The organism is Streptococcus sp. HMSC077D04 (assembly GCF_001808785.1).
Lineage (GTDB): Bacteria > Bacillota > Bacilli > Lactobacillales > Streptococcaceae > Streptococcus > Streptococcus mitis_BX.
Genome location: NZ_KV794530.1, coordinates 15,932 through 27,600 on the forward strand (window position 1 = coordinate 15,932; position 11,669 = coordinate 27,600).

General features: G+C 43.0%; 15 protein-coding genes. 1 reads left to right on the forward strand and 14 read right to left on the reverse strand.

Annotated features, from left to right (window positions below; all coding sequences use genetic code 11):
- Position 1: 1 nt before the first annotated feature.
- The 4 genes from HMPREF2701_RS04560 to cdaA form a co-directional block, all read right to left on the reverse strand.
- Positions 2–376: a DUF1149 family protein gene (locus HMPREF2701_RS04560; RefSeq protein WP_049487011.1), complete on the reverse strand. Its 375-nt coding sequence runs from the start codon at positions 374–376 to the stop codon at positions 2–4.
- 73 nt (positions 377–449) lie between these two features.
- Entirely contained in the window at positions 450–1,802 is a 1,353-nt protein-coding gene (glmM, locus tag HMPREF2701_RS04565; protein WP_061590348.1) for a phosphoglucosamine mutase, read from the reverse strand.
- Positions 1,803–1,826: 24 nt separating this feature from the next.
- A complete protein-coding gene (locus HMPREF2701_RS04570) occupies positions 1,827–2,606 on the reverse strand; it encodes a CdaR family protein (RefSeq protein WP_070482276.1) in 780 nt (259 codons plus the stop codon).
- On the reverse strand, positions 2,593–3,450 hold the full coding sequence (gene cdaA / locus HMPREF2701_RS04575; protein ID WP_049491656.1) for a diadenylate cyclase CdaA: 858 nt from the start codon (positions 3,448–3,450) through the stop codon (positions 2,593–2,595). Before cdaA ends, HMPREF2701_RS04570 begins: the two co-directional genes overlap by 14 nt.
- Positions 3,451–3,587: 137 nt before the next feature.
- Here cdaA and HMPREF2701_RS04580 point away from each other — a divergent pair, with 137 nt between their 5' ends.
- Positions 3,588–4,556, forward strand: a complete 969-nt coding sequence (locus tag HMPREF2701_RS04580) for an NAD(P)/FAD-dependent oxidoreductase (RefSeq protein WP_049491655.1) — start codon at positions 3,588–3,590, stop codon at positions 4,554–4,556.
- Between the two features lie 31 nt (positions 4,557–4,587).
- Here HMPREF2701_RS04580 and whiA read toward each other — a convergent pair whose 3' ends face one another.
- The 10 genes from whiA to HMPREF2701_RS04630 form a co-directional block, all read right to left on the reverse strand.
- On the reverse strand, positions 4,588–5,499 hold the full coding sequence (whiA, locus tag HMPREF2701_RS04585; protein WP_033684109.1) for a DNA-binding protein WhiA: 912 nt from the start codon (positions 5,497–5,499) through the stop codon (positions 4,588–4,590).
- On the reverse strand, positions 5,496–6,473 hold the full coding sequence (locus HMPREF2701_RS04590) for a YvcK family protein (RefSeq protein ID WP_061590349.1): 978 nt from the start codon (positions 6,471–6,473) through the stop codon (positions 5,496–5,498). Before HMPREF2701_RS04590 ends, whiA begins: the two co-directional genes overlap by 4 nt.
- Complete coding sequence (gene rapZ, locus HMPREF2701_RS04595) at positions 6,470–7,360, reverse strand: RNase adapter RapZ (RefSeq protein ID WP_061590350.1); 891 nt, start codon at positions 7,358–7,360, stop codon at positions 6,470–6,472. The genes HMPREF2701_RS04590 and rapZ overlap by 4 nt, the downstream gene beginning before the upstream one ends.
- Positions 7,361–7,411: 51 nt before the next feature.
- Entirely contained in the window at positions 7,412–7,792 is a 381-nt protein-coding gene (locus HMPREF2701_RS04600) for a RidA family protein (RefSeq protein ID WP_001140420.1), read from the reverse strand.
- 10 nt (positions 7,793–7,802) lie between these two features.
- Positions 7,803–8,390: a ribosome biogenesis GTP-binding protein YihA/YsxC gene (gene yihA / locus HMPREF2701_RS04605; RefSeq protein WP_070482278.1), complete on the reverse strand. Its 588-nt coding sequence runs from the start codon at positions 8,388–8,390 to the stop codon at positions 7,803–7,805.
- 8 nt (positions 8,391–8,398) lie between these two features.
- A complete protein-coding gene (gene clpX, locus HMPREF2701_RS04610) occupies positions 8,399–9,631 on the reverse strand; it encodes an ATP-dependent Clp protease ATP-binding subunit ClpX (RefSeq protein ID WP_025169664.1) in 1,233 nt (410 codons plus the stop codon).
- 36 nt (positions 9,632–9,667) lie between these two features.
- Positions 9,668–9,838 (reverse strand): hypothetical protein, encoded by a 171-nt coding sequence (locus tag HMPREF2701_RS04615; RefSeq protein ID WP_042901356.1) that lies wholly within the window; start codon positions 9,836–9,838, stop codon positions 9,668–9,670.
- A complete protein-coding gene (locus HMPREF2701_RS04620) occupies positions 9,838–10,344 on the reverse strand; it encodes a dihydrofolate reductase (protein ID WP_070482280.1) in 507 nt (168 codons plus the stop codon). Before HMPREF2701_RS04620 ends, HMPREF2701_RS04615 begins: the two co-directional genes overlap by 1 nt.
- Before the next feature lie 119 nt (positions 10,345–10,463).
- A complete protein-coding gene (cmk, locus tag HMPREF2701_RS04625; protein WP_070482282.1) occupies positions 10,464–11,138 on the reverse strand; it encodes a (d)CMP kinase in 675 nt (224 codons plus the stop codon).
- Between the two features lie 9 nt (positions 11,139–11,147).
- Positions 11,148–11,648 carry an SAG1386/EF1546 family surface-associated protein gene (locus tag HMPREF2701_RS04630; RefSeq protein ID WP_061590353.1) on the reverse strand — a complete coding sequence of 167 codons (501 nt, stop codon included), beginning with the start codon at positions 11,646–11,648 and terminating at the stop codon, positions 11,148–11,150.
- Positions 11,649–11,669: the final 21 nt, after the last annotated feature.

Consider the following 11,669-nt stretch of genomic DNA (forward strand, 5'->3'; position numbering starts at 1 on the left):
ATTAGAACTCCAAATTGATTCCTGGTAAGTCTAATGCAATTTCAGTTACTTCGTAAGTCAAACGGTTGAGCATGTTCAAACATGGACGAGCCAAAGTTTCAACTTCCTCTTGATTAAACTCACTTGGTTCATTGACAATACGACCTTCCACATGGTTAACTTGGGAAATCGTTCCACTGATAACAAATTTGTCAAAGACAATCATAAAACTTAAGACAACCACTAAAGAAGTCACTTGATTTTCTTGGTCATGTTGGAGTAATTGGAAGTTCACATCCACCTTAGTTTCAGGAGCTCCATTTTCATTTTCCCATTCAAAATTACGCGCATCAAAATGATACTGACTAACAAATTCTTGTTCACGTTTAAGATTCATGTCTTTCTCCCTTGGCTACAATATTATAAGCTATTGTACCATAATTTTTTATTTTCATCTAGTTTTCTAGGATTTAGTCAATCCCGATTTCAGCTCGAACTACGTCTGCGATAGTATCAACATAGTAGTCCACTTCTTCTGTTGTAGGCGCTTCTGCCATGACACGCAAAAGGGGCTCTGTTCCACTTGGGCGAACAAGAATACGCCCATTCCCTGCCATTTCTTCTTCCATCTTCTCGATGATAGCCTTGATAGCTGGAACTTCCATAGCCTTTTCCTTCATGACATTTTCCACTCGGATATTGACTAATTTTTGTGGATAAATGGTTACTTCTGCTGCCAACTCTGACAAGCTCTTACCAGTTTCCTTCATGATTTTTGTCAATTGGACAGCTGATAATTGACCATCACCCGTTGTATTGTAGTCCATCAAGATGACGTGACCAGACTGTTCACCACCGAGGTTGTAGCCTGATTTTCTCATTTCTTCCACAACATAGCGGTCGCCAACTGCAGTGACTGCCTTGTTAATGCCTTCACGGTCCAAGGCCTTGTGGAAGCCAAGGTTGGACATAACAGTTGTCACGATTGTATTTTGGGCCAATTGTCCTTTTTCAGAAAGGTATTTCCCGATGATGTACATAATCTTGTCACCATCAACGATGTCGCCATTTTCATCAACAGCAATCAAACGGTCACTGTCTCCGTCAAAGGCCAAACCAATAGCTGAGCCGCTTTCTTTGACCACATCTTGAAGAGCTTCTGGGTGAGTTGAACCAACATTAAGGTTGATGTTAAGACCATCTGGTGTTTCCCCGATAACAGTTAATTGAGCGCCAAGGTCTGCAAAGATTTGACGGGCACTTGTAGACGCCGCACCGTTTGCTGTGTCCAAGGCAACCTTCATTCCCTCAAGAGGAGTTCCAGTTGAAACAAGATAGCCTTCATACTTACGCAAGCCTTCTGGATAATCTACCAAGGTTCCCAAGCCTTCTGCACTTGGACGAGGAAGAGTATCTTCCGCAGCGTCTAGCAAGGCTTCAATTTCTGCTTCTTTTTCATCGTCCAGTTTGAAGCCATCACCGCCAAAGAACTTAATTCCGTTATCAAGGGCTGGATTGTGGCTAGCAGAAATCATGACACCAGCACTTGCTCCTTCAGTTTTTACCAAGTAAGCTACTGCTGGTGTTGCCAAAACACCTAGTTTGTATACGTGAATACCAACTGAAAGAAGACCAGCTACCAAGGCAGATTCTAGCATTTCCCCAGAAATACGTGTATCACGTCCTACAAAAACTTTCGGTGCTTCCGTTTCATGTTGGCTAAGAACATAGCCTCCAAAACGTCCTAGTTTAAAGGCCAATTCTGGCGTTAATTCTACGTTAGCTTCTCCACGGACTCCATCAGTCCCAAAATATTTACCCATTTTTATAAAATCCTTTTCCTATTTTTAATTCGTTTTTGAACTAGTTGCTTTCGTTGACGAAGATGTCTCCGACGAACTGCTTGTTGTTGAATTTGATGTGCTTGAACTTGGTGCTACTGGTTTTGTAGTCACCTTCATTGTTGTGCCGAACGGAGTAATAACTGCCGGTAAGACAACACCATTGCGATCGATTGCCTGCAAAGGTACTGAACCACTGTAATTACCTGTTATGCGTTCGCTGGTTGGTAAAAGCGCAATAACTTTGTCAATCTTAGCTAATGTTTCCTGGTCAGTTGTGACCGAAACTCGTTCGTTTGACACGGTTATACTATCAATTTGTAACTTGGGATCAATCTGGCTTTGGTCAACTTGTGGCACAACAAGCATCCCATCTCGCTTAACCTTCTTCCCAACTTTCACTGTAATCTTTTGAGGCGTTGCCACAGCGGTCAATCCACTTGGAAGATTTTCAATATTCAAGGGAACTTCAATCGTTCCAACACTGGCATCCGTCAAATCAGCAGTTACCTTAAACTTACGAGTGCTCTCCTGCATTTCGCTGGCCAAGGTCACACGATTGGCTCCGGTTAATACCACTGAAACTTCTGATGCAAATCCGCTAATGAAATACTGGTCATCATCATAGTGAATAACAATAGGAACGTTCGTTATCGTATTGGTGTAAGTTTCTGATTTAACCTGCCTTGCGGTATTACTATTTTGAAAGTTGGTTGACGTTGCATAGATGAATAAGATACAAGCAAAAAAGAGAGATGAAATGATGTATAGACTATTTTTTCTCATATTTCCAACCTCCTAACAAACGGTCCTTGAAACTGACTTTTTCCTCAACGGCTGGCAAAAGAATTGCTCGTAGCTCTGCTTCAAATTCTTCAATCGTCAAGTCGTGCTTGAAAACACCGTTATAGGTAATAGAAATGCCACCTGTTTCCTCTGAGACGATGAAGGTCAAGGCATCGGATACTTCTGACAAACCGATAGCCGCCCGATGTCTGGTCCCAAATTCCTTTGAAATCCCTGTGCTTTCTGTCAAGGGCAGATAGGCAGAGGTGACTGCAATCCGATTTTCTCTGATAATCACAGCACCATCGTGTAGGGGAGTGTTGGGGATAAAGATATTAATAAGGAGTTCAGCTGAAATATTGGCATCCAAAGGAATCCCTGTCGCAATGTATTCTTGCAAGGTCCGAACTCGTTGGATGGCAACCAGAGCACCAATCTTACGAGGACTCATATATTCAACCGACTTGACAAAGGCACGAATCATTTGCTCTTCTGCACTAATTTGAGCAGTAGAAAAGAAATCTGTCGCCCTTCCCAAGCGTTCCAAACCAGTCCGAATCTCTGGAGAGAAGATAACAACCGCAGCAATAACCCCATAGGTGATAATTTGATTAATCAACCAAGAAATCGTTGTTAAACCAAGGATATTGGCTACAACCTGGGCTAATACAAAGATCACGACCCCACGCACCAAAATCATAATCTTGGTGCCAGCTATCGCTTTTGTAAAACGATATAAAATATAGGCCACAATCAAAATATCAAACAGATTGATGGCAATACTCCAAGGACTAGAAAACAAGCTAGTCCAATATTGCAGGTTGGATAATTGTTGAAAGTTCATCTGCTGTCTCCTCTCTGTCCAAACACGTTCCTTTCTATTATACCATTTTTCTGACATTTTTTTCCCTATCCTACTTCATTTTAAATTAAGGAAAAATATGATAAAATAAACTGACTAGAAAAAACAAAGGAGAAACCATGTCTCAACTCTATGATATTACCATTGTAGGTGGTGGTCCCGTCGGGCTTTTTGCAGCCTTCTATGCCCACCTACGCCAAGCCAAGGTCCAAATCATCGACTCTCTTCCCCAACTAGGTGGACAACCTGCTATTCTCTATCCTGAAAAGGAAATCCTAGACGTCCCAGGTTTCCCAAATCTGACTGGAGAAGAGTTGACTAACCGTCTAATCGAGCAATTAAATGGCTTTGATACCCCTATTCATCTCAACGAAACGGTTCTTGAGATTGAAAAACAAGAAGAAGGCTTTGTCATTACAACTTCTAAGGGAAGTCACCTGTCTAAAACTGTTATCATCGCTATGGGTGGCGGTGCCTTTAAACCACGTCCTCTAGAACTAGAAGGCGTTGAGGGCTATGAAAATATCCACTATCATGTTTCCAACATTCAGCAATACGCTGGTAAGAAAGTAACGATTCTTGGTGGGGGGGACTCGGCTGTGGATTGGGCTTTGGCTTTTGAAAAAATTGCACCAACTACCCTTGTTCACCGCAGAGATAATTTCCGGGCCTTGGAGCACAGTGTCCAAGCCTTGCAAGAATCATCCGTGACCATCAAGACACCATTCGTCCCTAGCCAACTCCTTGGAGATGGGAAAATGCTCGATAAACTTGAAATCACAAAAGTCAAATCTGATGAAACCGAAACGATTGACCTAGACCACCTCTTTGTCAACTATGGTTTCAAATCTTCTGTCGGTAACCTTAAAAACTGGGGTCTGGACCTCAACCGCCACAAGATTATCGTCAACAGCAAACAGGAATCCAGCCAAGCAGGTATCTATGCTATCGGTGACTGCTGCTACTATGAAGGAAAAATTGATCTGATTGCGACAGGCCTCGGAGAAGCTCCAACTGCTGTCAACAATGCTATCAACTACATCGACCCTGAGCAAAAAGTACAACCCAAACACTCTACTAGTTTATAAAAAAGAACCACGAGTCCTACGATTCGTGGTTTTATAGTTCATCGGCTAATTTATTTATCTTTCTAAGTCTGTGATTGACGCCACTTTTGGTCAGAGGGGTGCTGAGACTATCTGCTAACTGCTGGATAGAGTAGTCTGGGTGCTGAATCCGCAATTGCGCTACCTCCTGCAAATCCACTGGCAGGTTTTCTAAGCCCATGATATCTTTGATTTTACTGATATTGTTGATAGTCTTCATGCTGGCAGAAACTGTCCGAGCAATATTGGCTGTTTCTGCATTATTGGCCCTATTGAGGTCATTACGGGTTTCTCGCAAAATCTTAACCCGCTCAAAATCATCACGCGCCTGCATAGCTCCGATGACAATCAAGAAGTCCATAATATCTTCGGCACGCTGGAGATAGGTCACAGCTCCCTTTTTGCGCTCAAGCACCTTAGCATCTAGTAAAAATTGCTGGAGAAGAGAGGCAATCCCTTGCGCGTGGTCCAGATAAACAGAACTGATTTCCAACTGGTACTTGCCTGACTCAGGGTCACGAATGCTTCCATTTGCCAAGAAAGCGCCACAAAGATAAGCACGACCTGCTTCCTCATCTGATAAAATCTCCTCATCAATACCTGTTTCCAGGCCAAAGAAAGAGTCTGCCAAGTGCAAATCACTCAACAAGTCCTGCACCTTTTCATCTGTAAAAACGGTATAGACCCGATTCTTGCGGAGATTGCTCCGTTGGTGGTGTCGGATTTCTGATTTGATTTCATAGAAATGGAGAAAGGACTCATAGAGGTGACGAGCCAGTTTGGCATTTTCTGTCACAACTGACAAGGTCAAGCCCGAAGTCGAGAGACCGATACTGCCAGACATCTTGATAATGGCAGATAATTCATGCCGGCTCAGATGGTGCTGACCTAGGATTTCTTCTTTTACTGCTACTGTGAAACTCATTTTCTCACCTGTATAATCCGCATCAATTCATCCACAATCAAATCCCCATCGTGGAAGGCGCCTCCATTTTCCAGACGAAGGAAGTTGGATGAAATCACGCGCGGAACTTGCTTACAAAGACCAGTAAAATCATGTTCCACCTGCACCAGGTATTCATCAAAGAGATTGGAATTCATGTATTCCTGAGGCACTTTTTCGATATTCACCAAGACGGTATCGATAAAAGGTTGGCCAAGGTGACGATGCAAGACTTCCACATGGTCGCTATCTGTAAAGTGTTCCGTCTCCCCACGTTGAGTCATGATATTGCAGACATAGGCGATTTCTGCCTTGGTTTCCAAAAGCGCCTGCCCGATTTCCTTAATCACGATATTGGGCAAAATAGAGGTAAAGAGAGAGCCAGGCCCTAGGACAATCATGTCACTTTCAAGAATGGTCTGCACTACTCGACGGCTAGCCAGAGGCGTATCATCGTTGAGGGTATTGGTCACATAGACATGGTCAATCATACCTGTATGGTCTGCGATATGACTCTCTCCAGCCACTTCTGTCCCATCCTGAAAGACTGCATGCAAGGTCAAAGGATAGTCACTGGAAGGATAAATCTTCCCAGTTGTGTGGAAAAATTTGCTCAGCAACTGCATGGCATTATAGGTCGAACCCTGCATTTCTGACAGGCCAGCGATAATGAGATTTCCCAATGGATGGCCAGCAAAGGCTCCCGCATCCTCAGAAAAGCGGTATTGAAAGACCTTCTCATAAAACTTAGGCATATCCGACATGGCCACAAGGACATTGCGAAGATCCCCTGGCGGTGTCAATTGTTGCATATTTTTTCGGAGTTCACCTGATGAACCACCATCATCCGCCACCGTTACGATAGCTGCGATTTCCACATCTTTTTCACGCAGACTTTTAAGAATGACAGGAATTCCAGTACCTCCACCAATCACCGTTATCTTTGGTTTTCTCATGAACGGTTTACCGTTTCCTTTCTTCGGTCTTTGTCGCGATGCCCTTCATTAACAGGCCAAATCTTGGATAAGTCCTGCGCCAAGCGTTTAGCAAAGGCTACACTACGGTGTTGTCCACCCGTACAACCCATGGCAATGGTCAAAACGGACTTCCCTTCCTTTTGGTAACTTGGCAAAATCGGCTCAATCAAGGCCAACAAATGCTGATAAAAATCTTCTGACTCAGGATGATTCATGACATAGTCATAAACTGGTTCATCTACACCCGTTTGATTACGCAGTTCTGGTAGATAATAGGGATTTGGCAAGAAACGGACATCAAAGACCAAGTCTGCATCAATTGGGATTCCATATTTAAAGCCAAAAGACATGACTTCGATACGGAAAGACTGGGCTTGCTCTTGATCTGAAAACTGCTCTGCAAGGGTTTTACGCAGCTCACGAGGAGTAAGTTCAGTCGTATCCACCACATTTTGGCTCATATTTTTCAAAGGCGCCAAGAGCTCACGTTCCAGCTTGATTCCATCCAAAATCCGTCCATCTGCAGCTAGAGGGTGACTCCGTCTGGTTTCCTTGTAACGAGCAACCAATTCCTTATCAGCTGCATCCAAAAAGAGAATTTTAAAGTCCAGTTCTTCCTTGTTTTCCAACTCATCCAAAACAGCTTGAATCTCTGAGAAGAAAGAACGGCTACGCATATCTACTACCAAGGCCAACTTATGGTCGTCTTCCTTTGTTTCCACCAACTGCAAAAACTTAGGCAAGAGAGCTGGCGGCATATTATCAATAGTAAAATAACCCAAATCTTCGAAGGACTGAATGGCAACTGTTTTCCCTGCACCACTCATTCCTGTCACAATCACCAAGTGAAGTTGTTTCTTTGTCATCTTTTTCTCCTTATATCAAAAGAAGTTTGGCAGAACCAAACTTCAACTAGCTTATCCAATCTCTGCGATGACTTCGATTTCGACTTTTACATCACGAGGAAGACGAGCTACCTCCACAGCTGAACGAGCTGGAAATTCCTCCTTAAAGGCCGTTTGGTAAACCTCGTTAAAAGGAACGAAGTCATTCATATCGCTCAAGAAGCAAGTTGTTTTGACAACATGGTCAAAGTCTGTTCCTGCTTCTGCCAAAATAGCACCGATGTTTTTTAAGACTTGCTCTGTCTGTTCTTGGATCGTTTCTCCAACGATTTCCCCAGTTTCAGGAGATAGGGGAACTTGACCACTAGCAAACAAAAGGTTGCCTACGATTTTTCCTTGAACATATGGTCCGATAGCCTTTGGAGCCTTATCAGTATGAATTGTTTTTGCCATTTTCTTTTCCTCACAATTTTTCTAAGATTGCATCCCAAGCCTCATCCATCCCTGCCTTGCTGACAGATGAAAAGAGGATAAAGTCGTCACTTGGGTCAAAGTTTAATTTCTTTTTGATTGCTGATTCGTGCTTGTTCCATTTACCACGAGGAATCTTGTCCGCCTTGGTCGCAACGATGATAACCGGAATCTCGTAATACTTGAGAAATTCGTACATCTGCACATCATCTACTGACGGGGCATGACGAAGGTCAACTAGACTGACTACCGCACGAAGATTTTCCCGAGTCGTTAGGTACTCCTCAATCATGCGCCCCCACTTTTCACGTTCCTTTTTAGAAACACGGGCATAGCCATAACCAGGCACATCCACAAAGCGCATCTGGTCATCGATATTAAAGAAGTTGAGAAGCTGGGTTTTACCAGGTTTTCCTGATGTACGAGCGAGATTCTTGCGATTGAGCATGGTGTTGATAAAGCTGGACTTACCAACATTTGAACGCCCTGCTAAGGCAATCTCTGGTAGTTCATCCTGCGGATAGTGGGATTTATTGGCCGCACTGAGCAAGATTTCAGCATTGTGTGTATTAAGTTCCATAGTCACCTCTAGGCTGTCTCTAGGATTGGTTTATCCGTTCCATCGACAGCTTCTTTAGTGATGCGGACCAATTTCACATTTTCCTGACTCGGTACTTCAAACATAACATCTAACATGGTTTCTTCGATGATAGAGCGAAGACCACGCGCACCCGTTTTGCGTTCGATGGCTTTATTGGCAATCTCTTGAAGGGCTTCGTCGTCAAATTCCAACTCGACATCATCATAAGAAAGCAAGGTTTGGTATTGTTTAACCAAGGCATTTCTTGGTTCTTTCAAGATGCGAACCAGGTCATCAACGGTCAATTGCTCAAGAGCCGCAAAGACAGGCAAGCGTCCAATCAACTCAGGAATAATACCAAATTTTTGAATATCTTCCGCAATGATTTCTTGCATGTATGAGCTGTTTTCGTCAATCGCCTTGTTATTTTGACCAAAACCGATGACTTTTTCACCCAGACGTTGTTTGACAATTTCTTCAATGCCATCAAAGGCACCACCCACGATGAAGAGGATATTCTTGGTATCTACTTGAATCATCTCTTGTTGTGGATGTTTGCGTCCACCTTGAGGTGGTACGCTAGCAACAGTTCCCTCAATAATCTTGAGAAGGGCTTGTTGCACCCCTTCACCAGAAACATCACGTGTGATAGAAACGTTCTCGCTCTTCTTAGCAATCTTGTCAATTTCATCTACGTAGATAATGCCACGTTCTGCACGTTCAATGTTAAAGTCAGCAGCCTGCAAGAGTTTGAGGAGAATATTTTCCACGTCCTCACCCACATAACCAGCCTCAGTCAGAGCTGTCGCATCCGCAATAGCAAAAGGCACATTCAAGCTCTTAGCCAAGGTCTGAGCAAGGAAAGTTTTCCCTGAACCAGTTGGGCCAATCATCAAGATGTTTGACTTCTGTAAATCCACATCTTCTGACTCTTCGCGTGTATCGTGGAAATTGATGCGTTTGTAGTGGTTGTAAACCGCCACTGCCAAGGCACGTTTGGCACGATCTTGACCGATTACGTAGTGGTTCAAGATATGGAGGAGTTCGATTGGTTTTGGAACTTCTGACAAGTCTGCCAAGACTTCCTCAGCCAACTCCTCCCGAATGATTTCCTGGGCCAACTCCACACATTCATTACAGATAAAAGCGTTGTTGCCAGCGATTATTTTTTGTACTTCTTCTTGACTTTTGCCACAAAATGAGCAATAAACCATCATATCATTATTCCTAGTTGTAGGCATGATTTCCTTCCGTTCTATTCTATACTATCATTCTATCTAAAATAAGGTCATGTAAAAAGCATGGATACTATTGACCAAATTGGTAAAGGCATTTAACAAGAGCAGGACAGAAAGTCCATAGCGCTTTTTACGAAAGGCCTGTGCTCCTGCAAGCAAGCAGACCAAACACAGCATGGCTGTGAAAAAACCAAATATACTACGTTCCATTAGACTTCCTTTCTCTTGCGGTATTGGATGGTAAAATCATAAAGATTTTTCTCATCTTTGGTATAAGATTTGCTTGAAACCGTCTCAAAAAGAGACAAGTCAAACTCCTCGGGGAAATAGGTATCTCCCTCCACCCGAGCATGAATTTGAGTCACAATCACTTCGTCAAGGTAGGGTTCAAAAGCCTGAAAAATTTGCTTCCCGCCGAGAATATAAAGATTCTTGTCTTGACCCTGATACCAGTCCAAAACTGACTGGACATCATGAAAAGTAGCAACCCCGTCTAGCTTTTCTTCCAAGTTACGTGTTAAAATCAAGGTCTCCCGTTTTGGAAGCAGGCGACGCCCCATTCCATCAAAGGTCACACGCCCCATCAAGATAGCATGATTCAGAGTTGTTTCTTTAAAATGTTGCAATTCTGCTGGCAAATGCCAAGGCAGACGATTGTCCTTACCAATCACACCCTCTTCATCCTGGGCCCAAATAGCTACGATTTTCTTAGTCATGCTTCCATCCTTTTCACTGATAGTACTATTTTATCAAAAAACTCAAAAAAAGACTGGTTTGGAATGCGTTCAGTTTGATAGAAAAGAAGCAGGCTAGCTTTAGCCTGCTTCTTCTGTCCCTAGGACATGCGTTCTTTTGCTTCTGATTCAATTTTTTCAACTACTTCTTGAATACTTAGTCCAGTTGTATCAAGGTAAACTGCATCCTCTGCTTGTTTGAGAGGAGAAGTCTCACGATGGCTATCCTTGTAGTCACGCGCAGCAATTTCCTCTTTTAGGGTTTCAAGGTCTGTTTCAATTCCCTTGGCAATATTTTCTTTGTAACGACGCTCTGCTCTTTCATCAACAGAAGCTACTAGAAAAATTTTCAATTCTGCTTGTGGCAATACAACAGTCCCAATATCGCGACCGTCCATGACAATCCCACCTTGCTGGGCAATCTCTTGTTGAAGAGAAACTAGTTTCTCACGTACTTCAGGAATTGCCGCAATAGCAGAAACATGATTGGTCACTTGATTTTCACGAATAGGATGGGTAATATCCACATCTCCTACAAAGACAAGCTGTTCTCCAGTTTCTGAACGCCCAAAGCTGATTGGATGCTGGTCCAATAAGGCTAAAAGTTCCTCAATCTCTTCCACTCCTAACTGGTGTTTCAGAGCCATATAGGTCGCCGCACGATACATGGCACCTGTATCTAGATAGGTATACCCAAAATCTTTAGCAATAATCTTAGCAACCGTACTCTTACCGCTTGAAGCTGGACCATCGATAGCAATTTGAATCGTCTTCATTTATGACTCCTATCTAGTCTTAATCACATCTCCAGGATTTGCAAACCAAGATCCTGTAGCCATATGTCCAGGATTCAATGCTTCTAATTGAGCAATTGAAATACCTGCACGTTGTGCCAAGACAGCTTCACCCTCACCAGCCTGAACTGTAATTGTTCCTTCACTAGCAGCATGTTCTTCAGAATGACTCTCACTAGAGGAGCTCTCTGTAGAAGTTGCTTCTTCAGTCTTGCTAGATGAAGAAGACGATTCTTCTGTTACAGAAGTTGAAGCAGGGGCAGATGAATCATAAAAATCTTTCAAGGCTGCTGTGCGATTACTCCCTCCGCTTGAAAGGTAAATCAATACTATTATCATTGCTACAACAATCACGAAAAAGAGACTAGCTAGAATCGTCAAAACACGATTTGCAACAACGCCTGTACCTTTTTGATTACGTTGACGTCGTTCCGTTCTCGTCTGTTCTTCTTGATTCTCATAAATATCTTCTTGCCACGGTTCTTTTGCCATAACTTACTCCTTGTTTTTTTT